14 protein-coding genes and 1 pseudogene are annotated in these 14946 nt (G+C 72.2%); 7 read left to right on the plus strand and 8 right to left on the minus strand.

Annotated elements, in window-relative coordinates:
• Nucleotides 1-74 precede the first annotated feature (74 nt).
• Entirely contained in the window at nt 75-296 is a 222-nt protein-coding gene (locus KYK13_RS30670; protein WP_223636917.1) for a twin-arginine translocase TatA/TatE family subunit, read from the plus strand.
• Here the strand turns inward: KYK13_RS30670 and KYK13_RS30675 are convergent.
• The 3 genes and pseudogenes from KYK13_RS30675 to KYK13_RS39380 form a co-directional block, all read right to left on the minus strand.
• The gene (locus KYK13_RS30675; protein ID WP_223636920.1) at nt 293-1084 is read right to left on the minus strand and encodes a hypothetical protein; all 792 of its coding nucleotides are present in this window, start codon (nt 1082-1084) and stop codon (nt 293-295) included. The genes KYK13_RS30670 and KYK13_RS30675 overlap by 4 nt on opposite strands.
• Before the next feature lie 6 nt (nt 1085-1090).
• Nucleotides 1091-3073 (minus strand): hypothetical protein, encoded by a 1983-nt coding sequence (locus KYK13_RS30680; RefSeq protein ID WP_255654055.1) that lies wholly within the window; start codon nt 3071-3073, stop codon nt 1091-1093.
• A 9-nt stretch (nt 3074-3082) separates the two neighbouring features.
• A pseudogene (locus tag KYK13_RS39380) lies at nt 3083-3181 on the minus strand (zinc-ribbon domain-containing protein); the annotation flags it as partial.
• A gap of 168 nt (nt 3182-3349) precedes the next feature.
• Here KYK13_RS39380 and KYK13_RS30685 point away from each other — a divergent pair.
• Nucleotides 3350-4012, plus strand: a complete 663-nt coding sequence (locus tag KYK13_RS30685) for a polyhydroxyalkanoate synthesis regulator DNA-binding domain-containing protein (RefSeq protein WP_223636926.1) — start codon at nt 3350-3352, stop codon at nt 4010-4012.
• A gap of 57 nt (nt 4013-4069) precedes the next feature.
• Here KYK13_RS30685 and KYK13_RS30690 read toward each other — a convergent pair whose 3' ends face one another.
• Both KYK13_RS30690 and KYK13_RS30695 read right to left on the minus strand, forming a co-directional pair.
• Nucleotides 4070-4876, minus strand: coding sequence for a ParA family protein (locus KYK13_RS30690; protein WP_223636929.1), 807 nt, complete (start codon nt 4874-4876; stop codon nt 4070-4072).
• A gap of 35 nt (nt 4877-4911) precedes the next feature.
• Nucleotides 4912-5223 (minus strand): hypothetical protein, encoded by a 312-nt coding sequence (locus KYK13_RS30695; protein ID WP_223636932.1) that lies wholly within the window; start codon nt 5221-5223, stop codon nt 4912-4914.
• Nucleotides 5224-5421: 198 nt separating this feature from the next.
• On the opposite strand from KYK13_RS30695, the gene KYK13_RS30700 reads away from it, so the two are divergent.
• The 4 genes from KYK13_RS30700 (at nt 5422) to KYK13_RS30715 (ending at nt 10053) form a co-directional block, all read left to right on the plus strand.
• Nucleotides 5422-6342, plus strand: coding sequence for an ArsA family ATPase (locus KYK13_RS30700; RefSeq protein WP_223636934.1), 921 nt, complete (start codon nt 5422-5424; stop codon nt 6340-6342).
• Nucleotides 6339-7451, plus strand: a complete 1113-nt coding sequence (locus KYK13_RS30705) for an ArsA family ATPase (protein ID WP_223636936.1) — start codon at nt 6339-6341, stop codon at nt 7449-7451. The genes KYK13_RS30700 and KYK13_RS30705 overlap by 4 nt, the downstream gene beginning before the upstream one ends.
• A gap of 199 nt (nt 7452-7650) precedes the next feature.
• Nucleotides 7651-8838 (plus strand): tetratricopeptide repeat protein, encoded by a 1188-nt coding sequence (locus KYK13_RS30710; RefSeq protein ID WP_223636939.1) that lies wholly within the window; start codon nt 7651-7653, stop codon nt 8836-8838.
• Between the two features lie 18 nt (nt 8839-8856).
• The gene (locus KYK13_RS30715; protein WP_223636941.1) at nt 8857-10053 is read left to right on the plus strand and encodes a M48 family metalloprotease; all 1197 of its coding nucleotides are present in this window, start codon (nt 8857-8859) and stop codon (nt 10051-10053) included.
• A 191-nt stretch (nt 10054-10244) separates the two neighbouring features.
• Here KYK13_RS30715 and KYK13_RS30720 read toward each other — a convergent pair whose 3' ends face one another.
• Together KYK13_RS30720 and KYK13_RS30725 are read right to left on the minus strand one after the other, a co-directional pair.
• The gene (locus KYK13_RS30720; protein ID WP_223636943.1) at nt 10245-10766 is read right to left on the minus strand and encodes a tetratricopeptide repeat protein; all 522 of its coding nucleotides are present in this window, start codon (nt 10764-10766) and stop codon (nt 10245-10247) included.
• A gap of 8 nt (nt 10767-10774) precedes the next feature.
• Nucleotides 10775-12286, minus strand: a complete 1512-nt coding sequence (locus tag KYK13_RS30725; protein WP_223636945.1) for a hypothetical protein — start codon at nt 12284-12286, stop codon at nt 10775-10777.
• A gap of 211 nt (nt 12287-12497) precedes the next feature.
• Here KYK13_RS30725 and ruvX point away from each other — a divergent pair, with 211 nt between their 5' ends.
• The gene (gene ruvX, locus KYK13_RS30730) at nt 12498-12950 is read left to right on the plus strand and encodes a Holliday junction resolvase RuvX (protein ID WP_223636948.1); all 453 of its coding nucleotides are present in this window, start codon (nt 12498-12500) and stop codon (nt 12948-12950) included.
• Between the two features lie 30 nt (nt 12951-12980).
• Here ruvX and KYK13_RS30735 read toward each other — a convergent pair whose 3' ends face one another.
• Nucleotides 12981-14567, minus strand: coding sequence for a glycosyltransferase family 39 protein (locus tag KYK13_RS30735; protein WP_223636951.1), 1587 nt, complete (start codon nt 14565-14567; stop codon nt 12981-12983).
• Nucleotides 14568-14946: the final 379 nt, after the last annotated feature.

A 14946-nucleotide genomic window follows, 5' to 3' on the forward strand; every position in this document is an offset into this window, starting at 1 on the left:
ACGTGGCGGGCGCGTCCAGGGGTGGACGCGAGCGCGACTTGCCACGCGGGGGGCTTTATTGCAGTGTCCAACGCATGCTGGGCCTCGGAGAGATCATCGTCCTCGGCTTCATCCTGCTGGTGGTCTTCTCGGCCGCCCGGATGGGGCAGCTGGGCAACGCGGTGGGCAAGTTCGTCTACTCGTTCCGCAAGGCGTCCCGCGGCGAGGACCTGGTGGACGTGAAGCACCTGCCCCACTCGCGCCGGGGCCACACCGACGCGGACTTCACGGAAACGCCCAAGGACCGGCGCTCCTAGAACTCCTCCCCTGTCGGCAGCACCAGGGGACCGGGCGGGCTGCCGGGCGCTGGCGCGAGCAGGAGGCGCGCGGCCTGCTGACGCAGCGCGGGCAACAGCCCCGTGTCCTCCACCAGCTCGCGCAGGTCCAGGGTGCTGAGCAGCGGCACCAGCTTGGCGCCCACCTCCGGCGGCAGGTACGGGTTGAAGACGAGCGCGCGGCGCACCTTGGGGCGCACGGACCAGCGCGGCGACTTCCAGATTTCGACGAGCGGCTCCGGACGCGCGGGCCTGCGCGCGGCGATGCGCACCACCAGGTCCTCGGTGAGGCGCGGGTTGATGAGCACGTTGCGCAGCACGGCCGGGTTGCTGACGGTGGCCAGGCGCGACAGCACGTCCGGGTCACGCGTGAGGCGGGCCTGCTGCTTCAGGTGCCCCAGGGACTGGCTGGCGGCCTGCGCGTCCGCGCGGGCGGCGGCGTCCGCGTCCAGCTCCTTGCGCGCGGGGCCCTGGGCGAAGAGGTCCGCCACCGCCTCCAGCGACTGCACGTGGGCCATGCGCCGGAGCGCCTCCACGTGGGGGATGTGCTCGGCCTCCTGGTCCAACGCGGCCAGGAAGTCCGACAGCACGCAGGTGGCGGGGGCCTGCCCGGCGCGAGACAGCGTCAGCAGGTGGCCAATGAGCTCGTTGGTATCGAACGGCTCGCGCCGGGCGAGCTCCCGCGCGGCGGCCTTGCGGCGCACGATGGCGCCTCCGCCCAGGGCGTGCAGGTGGCGCGCGAGCGCCCGGGCCTCATCCAGCGAGGGCATGACGTCTCAGCCTCCCGTGCGGTCCGCGGTGGGTTCGGTGGGGATGGGCTCCAGCGTCACCTCCAGCCGGTAGCCGGTGAGGTCGGCGGGGAACTCCTGGAAGAGCACCAGGAAGGGCACCTTGCCGCCCGGCGGCACCGGGAGCGACGCCGCGTCCATGCGCTGGCGGAGCGCGGTGGCGGCCTCGCGCGTGGTGACGCCGTGGAGGTCCTCCGGCGTGGCCAGCGCGCCCGCGAGCCCCTCGGTGGAGCGCACCCGCTGGTCGCCTTCGAAGAGCGCGGCGCGGACGCGCACGGCCGCGGCGGTGCTGGTGCGGTTCTCCGCCTCGCCGCGCACGACGAAGAGCATGCGGCCGTCGCGCGTTTCGTAGAGGCCGTTGGACACGTCGCTCGCGATGAACGGGCGCGAGGCGGGCATGACCAGCGTGCGCAGGCGGTCCGGGGACAGCGTGGCGGGGTCCACCTTGCCGTCGCGCAGGTACACGGTGCCCAGCGCGCCCAGGGCCACCACCAGCCCGGTGGCGATGGTGACGTTGAGCACCAGCCCCGTCAGCTTCCGCGCGCGCCCGGGCATCCGGCGCTGGGGCATGCCCACGTCCTCGATGCGCGCGGAGGGCTTGGCCACGGTGACGGCGGGCCCCGAGCGCATGTTGGCCAGGTCCACCACCTCGCGGCGGGGCGTGGTGAGCGTGAACGGGTCGCCGTCGTCGTACGCCGGCACGTCGCCCAGCAGCGAGATGCCGCCGGGCGCCCCCGCGTCCGCTTCGGCGGGCACGTCCCCCAGCAGCGCGGCGCGGCCGGTGTCCGAGGCGGCCACGCCCTCCTCGCCGGAAGCGCCCGTGCCGGAGAAGTCGAACAGGTCGCCCATGGGCTCCGGGCCAGGCCCCATGTCGCCCGGCGCGGCGGACAAATCCCGCGGGGGCGCAGCGGCCATGTCGATGGACGCGAACGGGTCGTCGCTCTCGAAGCCCGGCGCGGGAGTCATCGGTCCCACCGCCGTGGCGCCGCTCGGCGAGGGCTCCGCGGCGACGTCCGCGGCATGGCGCAGGGACGCCGCGTCCGGAGCGGAGGGAGCGTCGATGGGGAAGTCGAAGAGCGGATCCTGCGCGGGCTCAACCGAGCCCGCGGCGGCCAGGGCTGGGGAGGCGACAGGGGCGCTCCCGGGACGTGACGTCCCCCCGGGCCCGGGAGGCGGCCCCATGCGCGCCGGAGCGGCCGCCGCCGGAGGCATGGCCGCACGAGCCTGAGGCGCGCCCGCCCCCGCCGGATGGGCGGCGGAGGGAGGCGCGGCGGCACGCGCCGGGGCCGCTGCCCCAACGGGAGGCGCCGCACGCGCCGGAGCCACCGCCCCGGGGGGAACAGGGCCCCTTGGCCCCACCGCGCCAGGAGGGCTCTCCAGGGGCGCGGCCTCCGCGGAGAATGCCCCGGGTCCGCTCGGGGCCACGGCGGCCGGTCGGGCCCCACCCGCGGGCCCCGCTGGGAACGCCCCGGGAGGCGCGGCCCGGGCGCCAGGAGGCGCGAAGGCCCCCGGAGGCACCGGACGGGAGGCCGCGGCCACGGGAGGCGCCACGGCCTGCGGGGGCGCGGCGGCCGGGGCGCTCGGCGCCGGGGCATCCACCATGAAGTCCGCGAACGGGTCCTCCAGGTCCAGCCCGGACAGGTTCGTGGGCGACGGCAGGGGCGCGGGGGCCGCCTGACGCCGGGACGCGACGCCCGGAAGCGGCGTGGGCGGGTCGAAGGGCATCGTCGGCCCACCGGTGCCCGGCGAGGCAGCCGGGGCCTCCACGTCGATGTCCACGTCCACGTCGCCCCAGGACCGCATCTGGGACTTCACCTCCGGAGCACCGGGCGCGTAGTACGCCGGGCCCGGCCGGGTGACCTCACCGGTGGGTTCCGGGGCATCTCCAAACGCCTGGAACGGGTCCGCCTGCCCGGCCGGAGGGGCGGCTGGCGGAGGGGCGCTCAGCGCGGGCGCTGGCTCACGCGCCACCCGAAAGGTGTTCTGACATTTGGTACAGCGGACCTTGACCCCTTTTTCCGTCACCTTCTCGTCGGGGATCTTGAACCGCGTCTGGCACTGTTCGCACTGGACGATCATGGGGTCGGGTCGGAGGGACTCAGAGCATAGGCCCACCCGGCAACGGCGGCGAGTCGGACCCGGGCAACTTGCTCGCTTCCGACCCCTTTGATACGAGGTTCGCCCCTTTGGAAATGAAGAAGTAAGCCAGTAAATGCCAAGGCGCAGCCGGGGTCGGAGACGACAGACATGAGCGAGGCCGAGCAAGCAAACGCTCCCAGCAACTCCAAGGAGCCGAAGATCATCAAGCGCTACACGAACCGGAAGCTCTACGACACCGTGGAGAGCCGGTACGTCACGCTCGATGAGATCGCCGCGATGATCAAGGAGGGCACCGAGGTGCGGATTGTCGACAACCGCACGAAGGAAGACCTGACCTCCGTCACCCTCGCGCAGATCATCTTCGAGGAGGAGAAGAAGAAGAACCAGATGCCGCTGTCGGTGCTGCGGGAGATCATCCGCCACCCCGGCGAGTCCATCTCCGGGTTCATCCAGAAGGAGGTCACCCCGCGCGTGGCCTCCATCCGCGAGGAGGCCGAGCAGCGGCTGGACAAGCTGCTGCGCCGCGAGGACGGCAGCCCGCAGGAGGGCGCTCCGGAAGCCAGCCCCGCGCCCGCGGCGCAGGCCGAAGCCAACACCGCGAGCCTCAACCCGGCGGAGCTGCTCAAGGCCAGCCAGCGCGCCTTCGAGGACTTCCAGCGCCGCATCGACGAGCGCGTGAAGCAGGTCGTGGAGAACCTCACCGGCAACCTCCCCGCCCTGGGCCGCGACATGCAGGCGCTCACGCAGCGGCTGGAGGAGCTGGAGAAGAAGCTCGACGCCGTGGAGAAGGGCGACAAGAAGGACGCCTGAGCGCGCCCGTGGCCTGAACGTCGCGGCGCCCGCCCGAGGACGCGGGCGCCTGGCGCTTCAGGCCACCTGCGACCGGGCCCGCTTGCGCTTCCCCGGAGGGGCCCCGCCGTCAATCTCCGCCGCGATGGCCGCGAGCATCCGCGCCCCCGGGCTCTGGGGGGCGTACTCCCAGATGGTCTTCCCGTGGCTCTGCGCCTCGTCCACCTTGACGCTGTAGCCCAGCGGCGTGGCGGCGAGCGCGTCGGGGAAGTACGCGCGCAGGCGCTCCAGGATGGCCGTGGCCAGCGCCGTCTTGCGGTACAGCGTGGGCACCACCTTGGTGACGCGCAGGTCCTGGCGCCCTTCCGCCTCGCCCACCTGGCGCACCGTCTCCGCCAGCTCCGCGCACCCGTCCAGCGCCAGGTACGTCAGCGCCACCGGCACCACCACTTCTGAAGCGGCCACCAGGATGTTGCGCGTGGTGAGCCCCATGGACGGAGGCGCGTCGAAGAGCACCACGTCGTAGCCCGCGGCCTCCGCCTCGCGCATGCGGTCCGCCAGCCGGTGCGCGCGCCGCGGGTCCTGCGCCACCACCACCGGGAAGTCCGCCATCTCCTTGTACGCGGGCACCACGTCCAGCCCGCGCACGCCCGTCGGGCGCACCACGGAAGGCAGGGACACGGCCGCGTCGGTGAGCAGGTGGAAGACATTGCGCGGCAGCGTACGCACGTCCACGCCCAACGACTTGCCCGCGTGGCCCTGCGTGTCCAGGTCCACCAGCAGCACGCGGCGGCGCTGCTCCAGCGCGAGCCACGCGGCGGTGTTCACCGCGAGCGTCGTCTTGCAGGTGCCGCCCTTCTCGTTGATGAACGCGATGCGCCGCATGGCCCCTCCGGAGGAAGCGGAAAGTCGCGCGCCGCTTACGCCTTCTTCTTCGAGGACGCGTTCGACACCAGCGTGTCCACCTTGCCCTCGACGGACGCGAGCAGCTTCTCCAGGTCGTCCACCTTCGAGCGCAGCTGCTCCAGGTCCGCCGTGGACGGCAGGTTCATGGCGGACAGCGCCGTGCGCAGCGCCGAGTCCAGCGTCCCCTTCGCCGCGAGCGAGCGCGACACCAGCGTCTGCACGGCCGCCACGAACTTCTCGTTGGAGAGCAGCTGCTGCGCGAGCTTGCCCACGCGCTCCTCGCCCGTCTCCACGAGCTTCTTCATCACCGGGTTGTTCTTGAGCATGGCTTCAAAACCGTTCAGGTCCGGCCCGCCGCGAGTCAGGCCACTGGAGGCCGCCGGGACAGGCGGGACGTCAGGAAGAGGACGCCGCACTCTGGAAGTGGGCGACGCGACGTGTCAAGCAGGGGAACAATGGGGATTTCCACTCGTGGACTCTCGTTGACTCTCCGGGGGGCCATCCCTACGGTTCGCGCGCCCTCTATGGCCGGACTGCTCGACAAACGCCTGTGGATCGTCTCTGGCAAGGGGGGCGTCGGGAAGACGACCGTCGCCGCCGCCCTGGCCCTGGCCTCGGTGCGCGCCGGCCGGCGCACCCTGGTGTGTGAAGTGAACACCCAGGAGCGCGTCAGCCGCCTCCTGGAGCGGCCCGAAGCGGGCCCGGAGGTGAAGCTCCTGGAGGAGAACCTCTGGGCGGTGGACGTGCGCCCCCAGGAGGCCATGCGCGAGTACGGCCTGATGGTCCTGCGCTTCGAGACCCTCTACAAGACGGTCTTCGAGAACCGGCTGGTGCGCTACTTCCTGCGCTTCATCCCGTCGCTCCAGGAGCTGGTGCTCCTGGGGAAGATCCTCTTCCACCTCCAGGAGAAGCTGCCGGACGGCCGCTGGAAGTACGACACGCTGGTGCTGGACGCGCCCGCCACCGGCCACGCCATCTCGTTCCTGAGCGTGCCGCAGGTGCTCCTGCAGACGGTGCCGCCGGGCCCCATGACGCGCGAGGCCTTGAAGATGCGAGACCTCCTGGTGGACCCCACCGTCACCGCCGCGGTGCTGGTGGCGCTGCCGGAGGAGATGCCGGTGAACGAGGCGCTGGAGCTGCACGCCGCGCTGAAGGACCGGGTGCACATCCGCACGCACGCGGCGGTGCTCAACCAGGCCTTCCCCCAGCGCTTCACGGAGGCGGACCTGGAGGCGCTCGCGGGGCACCCGGAGCTCAAGCGCGTGGCCCAGGCGCACCATGACCGCGCGTCGCAGGCGGTGCTCGCGGGCACGAAGCTGGAGCGCAACCTCCACGCGCCGGTGTACACGGTGCCCAGGTTGTTCGTGCCGAGCTTCGGACGGGAAGCGGTGGAGACGGTGATGGGGCACCTCAACGCGTTGGTGACCGGAGGCACGGGAGCATGACGGCGCTGCAAGCGGCGCTCGCGAACAAGCGCGTGCTCATCTGCGTGGGCTCTGGCGGCGTAGGCAAGACGACGGTGGCGGCGACGCTCGCGCTGCGCGCGGCGGTGGATGGCCGGCCCAGCATCGTGTGCACCATCGACCCGGCGAAGCGCCTGGCCAACTCCCTGGGCCTGTCCGGCCTGGGCAACACGGAGGCGGAGGTGCCCGCGTCGGCGCTGGAGCCGCTGGGCGTGACGCCCAAGGCGGCCCTGCACGCGATGATGCTGGACATGAAGGCCACCTGGGACGACCTCATCACCCGCGTGGCCCCGCCGGAGCAGCGCGAGCGCATCTTCGCCAACCGCTTCTACCAATCCCTCTCCACGGCGCTGGCGGGCAGCCAGGAGTACATCGCCATGGAGAAGGTCTGGGACCTGCGCCGCCGCACGGACTACGAGCTGGTGGTGCTGGACACGCCGCCCACCGCGCACGCGCTGGACTTCCTGGACGCGCCCAACCGGGTGCTGGACTTCCTGGACAACGAAGCGGCCAAGTGGCTCCTCACGCCCGCGCTGAAGGCGGGCAAGGTGGGCCTGTCCCTCTTCAACCTGGGCGGCAGCTACGTGACGCGCGCGCTGTCGCGCTTCACCGGCACGGAGATGCTCCAGGAGCTGTCCTCCTTCATGCTGACGCTCTCCTCCATGAACGAGGGCTTCCGCGAGCGCGCCCGCGGCGTGCGCGAGCTGCTGGAGGACAAGTCCACGGGCTTCGTGCTGGTGACGAGCCCCAACCCGGAGCGGCTGGACGAGGCCATCCACTTCCACAAGCTGCTGCGGCAGAACCGCATGGAGATGACGGCCATCGTGGTGAACCGCGTGCACCCGCTGCCCACGCAGGCGGAGTGGGCGGACGCGGCCACGCTGACGCCCACCCGGCGCGCGAAGGTGGAGGAGACGCTGCGCGAACTCCAGGTGCTGGCGCAGCAGGACCTGGAGGGCATGGCGCAATTGCGCGCGGCCTGTCCGGGCACGCCCCTCATCCAGGTGCCCCGCTTCGGGCTGGACGTGCACGACCTCGTCGCGCTGTGGGGCACCGGCCGCTACCTGTTGGGCGACGACGTCCTCGCCTGAGCGCCCGCCCCCACCCCGCGTGATGCGCCGGGCATTTCCGGCGCGCGGGGGCGTTCATGCCTGGCGGAAGAGCACCGGAGGTCCGCCCGCATTAGAGTGGCGGCCTTGGAAAGCACTCCCGGGAACCCGTCGGGTCTCCGGGGTGTCGATGTCCGGGGCCGCACCGGGTGACGTGGGCGCCCGGATGGGAGTGAGCTGCATGCACGGCAGGAAGCGGATGGAGTCAGCCGGAGCCACCTGGCTGTGGGCGGGCGTGCTGGGCCTGGGCCTGGTGCTGACGGGCTGCCGCACCACGGGCGCGGCGGCGAAGCCGGACGGCACGGCGAACAAGCAGGTCGTGGAGTTCGACCCCGTCACGGTGACGGCGGACCTGGAGCTGGACAAGCTCAACGACGAGGAGCTCTTCGCGGCCGGCACCTCCGCCTTCGCCGCCAACGACTTCAAGCAGGCGGCGCGCTACTTCGGCCGGCTCGCGGACTTCCACCCCAACAGCCCGCACCGGCGGCAGGCCCTCTACAACGCGGGGCTCGCGCACCAGCGCCTCAAGGAGTGGGACGACGCCTACGGGCGCTTCTCCGACCTGGCGGAGCCTCAGAAGGGCCAGGGCGACGCGCTGGACGCGTCCTTCCGCCTGGCGGAGACGCTCTACCACCTGGAGCGCTACGAGGAGGCGGTGAAGCTGCTGGGCACGCTGGCCGCGCGCGAGGACCTGCCCCCGGGCCGCCGCATCGAGGCCCAGGTGCAGCAGGGCATCTGCCAGGTGGAGGCCGGCCGCACGGACGAAGCGGAAGGGACGCTGCGCAAGGCGCTGGCCGCGTATGACGCCCTGCCGGACAAGGCGGAGGTGGAGGACTACTTCCCCGCGCAGGCGCACTTCTTCGTGGGGGAGATCTACCGGCTGCACTACGAGGCCGTGAAGCTGGAGGCCAGCCGGGGCAGCGACGGGCTGGCGCAGGACCTCAACTACAAGGCGGAGCTGCTCCTGTCCGCGCAGGGCCACTACCTGCGCTCCATCCGCGTGGGCAACGGCTACTGGGCCACCGCCGCGGGCGCGCAGATTGGCGCCCTGTATGAAAACCTCTACGAGCACATGGTGAACTCGCCCACGCCCCCGGAGCTCAACGCCGAGGAGGCGGAGGTCTACCGCCAGGAGCTGCGCAAGAAGATCCGCGTGCTGCTCACCAAGGCCATCAACATCTACGAGCGCACGCTGGAGGCCGCCGAGCGCATCGGCTCGCAGAACGCCTTCGTGGACCGCACCCGCCAGAGCCTGGAGAAGGTGAAGTCGCTGCTGCTCGCGGACGCGGACGCGGACGGCAGCGGCGCGGAGTCGAAGGAGGTCTCCGTGCCCATGCCCGCCTCCAACGCGGGCGCGAAGCGCCGCTGAGCGAGCGCTCCACCGGCCATGGAACCGCTCTTCACGCCGGAGCAGCTCGCCGACATCCACGCCTACCACCAGCCCTATTACATCCGGGCGGCGGTGGAGCCCCTGACGCGGCTGGCCCTGTCGGCGCTCATCCTGGCCGTGCTCGTGCGGCCCGTGTACCGGGGGGCCGCGGCCGCGGCGGCGGCGCTGGAGCGCAGGTTCGGCCAGCGCTTGCGCAGGGCCCCGGTGAGCCGCGCCGTCTTCAGCGCCATGGACCGGCTGTGGGGCGAGCCCGGCTGGGGCACCGCGCTGCTCTTCGCGCTCTTCATCGACCTGGCCACCCAGCTGCTCTACGCCCCCGCGAACGTGTACTTCTTCTACGTGCTGGAGCACCGGCACGGCCTGTCCAACGACACGCCCGCCACCTTCGCGTGGACCTGGTTCAAGGGCGGCCTCGTGGGCGCCATCGCCCTGACGGCCCTCGTGGTGGGCCTGTACGGCCTGGCCCGCCGCGTGCGCCGCTGGTGGCTGGTGCTGGGCGTGCCCGTGGCCCTGCTGATGCTGGTGTCCTCCGCCCTGGACCCGTACCGCGCCCGCCTCTACTTCGACCAGACGCCCCTGCCGGAGGGGCCGCTGCGCTCGCGCATCACCGCGCTGATGCGCGAGGCGGACATCACCTTCTCCGACGTGGTGGTGGAGAAGACGTCCGTGATGTCCAAGCGCATCCAGGCGTACTTCGCCGGGCAGGGCCCCACGCGCACCATCGTCCTCAACGACGTCATCCTGAAGGAGCTCTCCGAGGATGAAATCCTGGCCGCGGTGGCCCATGAGGCGGGCCATGTGAACGAGCCCCGCTGGCCTGCCCGTATCGCGTCCTCGGGGGCGCTGATGGCCCTGCTCTTCCTCATCGACCAACTGCTGCGCCTCTCCGCCCGCCGGGGCTGGTGGGGCGTCGAGCGCGCAGGCGACATCCGCACCCTGCCGCTGGTGTCGCTGGCGGTCTTCGTCCTCATCCTGCTCACGGCCCCCGTGTCCGGGGCGCTCTCCCGCCAGCGCGAGCGCGAGGCGGACCGCTACGGCCTGGCGCTCACCGGCGACGCCGGCGCCTTCCGCCGCATGCTGGTGAAGGCCGCCCGGGTGAACAAGATGGACCCCGAGCCCCCTCGTTGGGTCGTCCTCCAGGGCATGAGCCACCCCCCCATCGGGGAGCGGCTCGCCGCGCTCGACGCGCCCTGAGCGCTTCTCAAGAAGCCGCCGGTGGATGGACCTCCACTCCGCCCCCTCGCCATCCAGGCCCACCCTCCGGCGGCCGCCCCCGGACCGCTCCCCAACTGTCCGGCGGCACAACCGTCTTGAGACGACTCCCCCTTCAGCCCCACTCGTGCGGCGCCCCCCTTTCCTGACGGCGGGCCGCACGCGAGGAGGCGCTACGTCGGTGCGCCCTCCTTCAGCTTCTCCACCGCCACCAGGGTGATGGCCTTCACCAGGGACTTCGCGCGGCGCCCCGCGGCCGTCTCCCCGTGCGGATCCACCTCCACCGCGTTGGCGATGTCCGTGAAGCCCTGCCGCTCGCCCCGGCGCAGGTGCAGCTCACCCCGGCCCGTCAGCGCCACGGGGTTGCGCGGATCTCCGGTCAGCGCGTGCGTGTACTCGGTGAGCGCGTCCTCCACCCGCCCGAGCTTCTGGTACACCGTGCCCAGCGCCGCGTGCGCCGCCGAGTCCTTCGGGTTCCCCTCCACGAGCCCCTCGAAGAGGATGCGCGCCTCCTCCAGCCGGCCCGCCGCCGCCAGGTCGCAGCCCACCTGCGCGATGGCCTTCGCCTCCTCGAAGGTCATCCCCTCCACCTCCGCCCAGGTCGTCTCCCCTCGCGCGAACGCCTTCAGCCTGCGCGCCGTTCCGCGCTCCATCGTCCGTCCCTCGCCGCCTTCGTGCTTGATGATGCGTCCCATGGCGGCCCTCACGCGCTGCGCAGGTTGGAGATGGCCGTCTTCGCCATCTCGTTGAACTTCGACGACATGTTGCTCATCAGGTCGAACATGGCCTTGCGCTTCTCCATCAGCGTCTGAAGCCGCAGCTCCAGCTCCTGCATGCTCGTGTCCAGCTTCGCGCCGCGCGCCTTGTCCGAGTCGCTGGTGCCCAGCGTGGCGCGATCCTCGCGGGCGCTCGCCATCTGGTTCATCACGCCCAGCAGCTCGTCGTCGGTGTCCTCGGTGATGCCCATGAGCAGGGCCTGCACCTTCTGCTCGATGCTCATGTTCGGGTTGTCCACGATGTCCCGCGCCCGCGAGCCCCCCGTGCTCCGGCCGCTGCCACCCGGCCGCTTCGCCACCGAGGCCAGCTCCGCGTCCAGGTCCTGCCAGCGGGTGACGCCGTCCCGGCCGCCGCTGGCCGCCATCTCCAGGCGGTTCCAGTACTCCGGGTGGTCCTTGAAGAACTGCGCGGCGCGCTTGAGCGTGGAGGACGCCGCCGGGCTGTCCAGCACCGCCGCCAGGTCCGCCATCGTCACCTTGCCGTCCTTCGTCCCCTTCGCCGTGTCGAAGGTGTCCCAGTTCTCATCCAGCACCCTGAGCGCGTCGGCGTACTCCGCGAGGTCCGGATCCGCCGCCCCCGAGCCCCCGCTGTGCCCCGGCCGCCCCGTGCCCCCGGTGCTCCCGCCGCCATGCCCCGGCCGGCCCGACACGCCTCCGTCCGTGCTTCCCGTGCCGCTGCCCGGCCGCCCTGCTCCGCTTCCCGGCCCCGGCCCGGAACCGCCACCGGTGGCGGGCGGCGCGCAGTCCAGGGGCGGGGGCACACAGTCCGAGGGCGAGGGAGACGGACGGCCCGGCCGCTCCGGACGCCCGTACTTCGCGAACTCCGCGGCCACCCGCTTGGACTCCTGCTGGAGGGACCTCACGTCGAAGCGGTCATCGTTGAGGCCCGGCAGCGACAGCAGGAGCAGCTTCTGCTTCGCCGTGTCCACCTGTTCGAAGAACGACCGGTTGTCGACCAGGAACTTCGCCGCGTCCCGGAGCGAGGGCGACACGTTCCGGTCCTGGGAGATGCGCTGGAGGTCCGCGTGCGACAGCGTGCCGTCCTTCTTGCCGTCCAGCAGGTCCAGGTAGCCGAAGTTCGCCTCCAGCGTGCGCAGCGAGTCCGCGTAGTCCAGCAGCTTGGGGTCCAGCGGGCTGCGGCTCCCGGACGCGCCCCCCGTCCCCTGCGACACGGAGCCGCTGGAGTAGCCCGCGCCCGCCTTCGCGGCGTCCCGGGGCGCGCAGTACTCCGTCTTCGCGGACGGGTTCTTCTTCAGCTCATCCGCCACGCCCAGCGCGCCGCTGGCCGCCATCATCACGTTGCCGCTCATCACCCCCGCGGCCGTCTTGATGGAGTTCGTGAGGACGGGGGGAAGTCCCAGGGCGCCCCCCGCCAGGTCGGTCACGGCGGCCATCGGACCGCCCAGCAGGTTCGCCACGCCTTTCAGGATGTCGAGCATCAGTACTCCCGCGCGACGGGTGGAAGTGGGTGCTGCCGGGTGCCGCGCGCCGTCTCTTCGGACGCGGTCAGGCATTGCAGCGGCGGTGCCGGGCGCGCCCGAGCGCGGGGCGAGTCGAAACGCGGGGTTGGCGGCAGGGGCCGTCCTGCCGCGTCCCCGCTCGCGGACGGGGCGGTCCGTCCCGGAGGATTGCGGTTAGAGTCCCGCGCCCATGCGCACCTTCGGGCTCGACTACGGCACCAAGACCATCGGGGTGGCCGTCTCGGATGGACTGGGGCTCACCGCCCAGGCGGTCACCACCGTGTGGCGCACGTCGCTCAAGGCGGACCTGGCGGAGCTGTCCCGGCTGGTGAAGGAGCACGAGGTGACGCGCTTCGTCCTCGGGCTGCCGCTCAACATGAACGGTTCGGAGGGGCCCCGCGCGGAGGCCACGCGCAAGTTCGCGCAGACGCTGGAGAGCGCGCTCGGACTGCCCGTGGAGTTGTGGGACGAGCGGCTGTCCACCGTGGCCGCCCAGCGCACCCTGCTGGAGGCGGACGTGCGCCGGGAGAAGCGGCGGGAGGTGATTGATCAGCTCGCCGCGCAGTTCATCCTGCAGGGCTGGCTGGACGCGCACCGCCCCGCGGACACCGGCTACGACGACGACTACGACCCGGAGGGCTGAGCCGCACCTCCGGGGGCTCCCGACGGCGGACTACGGCTGACGCCGGTACACGTGGAGCGGCGCGGTGAAGCCGTCCTGCTCCTCGTACGCGACGCCGTCGAGCGTCAGCGTCCGCCCGTCCAGCTTCACGCCGGGGTCCTTCACCAGGTTGCCCCCGTCGAAGCGCACCAGCACGTCCGGCCGGGCATCCGCCATGCGCTGGCGGAAGGTGTCCCAGCGCACGCGCGCCATGCGCATCTCCGGCAGCGTGGAGAAGAAGGCCACCTGCAGGTCCATGTAGCGCGGGTCGTCGTCGATGGCCGCCGCGCCGCCCTTCGACGCCACCTCCTCCTTGAGGAAGCGCGCCACCTGCATCACCGCCACCGGGTTCGTGGACGTGGGGCTCACCGGGCGCAGCGAGTCGTGCAGCCCGCCCTCGGTGCGGAAGGTGTAGATGCCCAACGCCGCCGGCATCACCACCGCCAGCACCGCGCTCACGCCCACCACCGCGCGACGCGCGAGGTCACCGCGGTTGCCCACCACCGCCGCCAGGCCCGGCGCCATGAACACCGGCAGGAGCACCAGCTGCGTCACCGTGAAGCGGGCCAGCGGCACGAAGCTCAGGAGCACCGCCGCGCGCAACGTGAAGTACAGCGCGGGCAGCACCGCCATCACCACCAGCCAGCGCGTCTCCGGGTGCTCCTTCCACGCGCGCACCATGCCCACCCCGCCCAACAGCGCCACGCCGGGCGTCAGCGTGAAGAGCGCCACCGCGGGCCAGAACCCCAGCTGCTGCAGCCGCCAGCCAATCGCCCCGCCTGCCCCACCGGAGTCCGCCACCCACTGCTTGTGGAAGCTCTCCACCGCGTTGATGGGGAAGAACGGGTCTCCGTGCGCCAGCTCGTTGCCCTGCATCCACAACAGCGGGAACGGCAGGCACACCAGGCCGAAGCCGACCGCGCGCGTCAGCGACGCCACCCGGTCCTCGCTGCTGAACACCAGCGCCGCGGTGATGAGCGGGATGTACAGCCACGCGTCGTAGCGCAGCGCGCACGCGAAGTTCAGCAGCACCGCGCCCCAGAACAGCGGCTGGAAGCGGTTCTCCTCCACCCCTTCCGCCACCAGCGCGAACACCGCCAGCATGAAGAAGAGCGACACCGCCTCGCTGCCCGCCGTGGTGGAGAACTGCAGGTGCATGCCCCACGCGCTGAAGGCCAGCCCCGCCGCCACGCCCGCGCGCCAGCCGAACAGCCGCCGCGTCAGCGCGAACAGCGGCACCACCGACAGCACGCCGAACACCAGGCTCACCAGCCGGCCCGCCACGTCGCGCTCGAACACCGACAGCACCGCGCCCACCAGGTACACGTGCAGCGGGCCGAACTGGAACGTCCCGTCCTTGTAGGAGGTGATGACGTGGGGCGCGGCCAGCCAGCGCTCCGCCAGCTCCGTGCGCACCACCGCGTCCCCGAAGAGGTTCTCGTTGATGAAGAACACCCCCAGCCGGGGCAGGAGCGCCGCCACGAGCAAGAGCCCCACCAACCACCGGGTGGACGGCTCGGGCCGGGGCGCGGGCACCGCGGACAGGCCGGGCACGGCGGGAGGGGACACAGGGGCGGCGGGACTCGAAGCGGGAACCATGGCGCGCGCGAGGATACGCAGGCAGGGCTCAAAGCCAAGCCAGCGCCCCGCCCCCCTCCCTGATGCCCGCCCGCCTGCCTTGCCCTCCAGGCATCACTTCCCCGGGCAGCGCGCGATCCGCCCCGTTACGCACCCCGGCAGGCGGGGCGAACCGGTGCGCCGGCCGTCACGCCGACATGTGGAGCGGACACGGACGCCACCCCACAGTGAGGGCCTGCCCGGACGGGGTGTCCTCCAGCAGGGGTCCAATCGTCGGGAAGTACGCGCTTGGGCCCGACGGGACCGGACACATCGCACCGGGGGGGCTCCTCCCGAGGCGGGGCCCGGTCCTTATAATCAAGGTGCCTTTTCACCCCGTGGAGGAGGGCGGCCTTCCCTC

It is taken from the genome of Corallococcus sp. EGB (assembly GCF_019968905.1).
Taxonomy (GTDB): Bacteria; Myxococcota; Myxococcia; order Myxococcales; family Myxococcaceae; genus Corallococcus.

Excerpts from the sequence above, each read along its gene's own strand:
- KYK13_RS30670 (WP_223636917.1), top strand. The coding sequence starts at position 75 with ATGCTGGGCCTCGGAGAGATCATCGTCCTCGGCTTCATCCTGCTGGTG.
- KYK13_RS30675 (WP_223636920.1), bottom strand. The coding sequence starts at position 1,084 with ATGCCCTCGCTGGATGAGGCCCGGGCGCTCGCGCGCCACCTGCACGCC.
- KYK13_RS30685 (WP_223636926.1), top strand. The coding sequence starts at position 3,350 with ATGAGCGAGGCCGAGCAAGCAAACGCTCCCAGCAACTCCAAGGAGCCG.
- KYK13_RS30690 (WP_223636929.1), bottom strand. The coding sequence starts at position 4,876 with ATGCGGCGCATCGCGTTCATCAACGAGAAGGGCGGCACCTGCAAGACG.
- KYK13_RS30695 (WP_223636932.1), bottom strand. The coding sequence starts at position 5,223 with ATGCTCAAGAACAACCCGGTGATGAAGAAGCTCGTGGAGACGGGCGAG.
- KYK13_RS30700 (WP_223636934.1), top strand. The coding sequence starts at position 5,422 with ATGGCCGGACTGCTCGACAAACGCCTGTGGATCGTCTCTGGCAAGGGG.
- KYK13_RS30705 (WP_223636936.1), top strand. The coding sequence starts at position 6,339 with ATGACGGCGCTGCAAGCGGCGCTCGCGAACAAGCGCGTGCTCATCTGC.
- KYK13_RS30710 (WP_223636939.1), top strand. The coding sequence starts at position 7,651 with ATGCACGGCAGGAAGCGGATGGAGTCAGCCGGAGCCACCTGGCTGTGG.
- KYK13_RS30715 (WP_223636941.1), top strand. The coding sequence starts at position 8,857 with ATGGAACCGCTCTTCACGCCGGAGCAGCTCGCCGACATCCACGCCTAC.
- KYK13_RS30720 (WP_223636943.1), bottom strand. The coding sequence starts at position 10,766 with ATGGGACGCATCATCAAGCACGAAGGCGGCGAGGGACGGACGATGGAG.
- KYK13_RS30725 (WP_223636945.1), bottom strand. The coding sequence starts at position 12,286 with ATGCTCGACATCCTGAAAGGCGTGGCGAACCTGCTGGGCGGTCCGATG.
- ruvX (WP_223636948.1), top strand. The coding sequence starts at position 12,498 with ATGCGCACCTTCGGGCTCGACTACGGCACCAAGACCATCGGGGTGGCC.
- KYK13_RS30735 (WP_223636951.1), bottom strand. The coding sequence starts at position 14,567 with ATGGTTCCCGCTTCGAGTCCCGCCGCCCCTGTGTCCCCTCCCGCCGTG.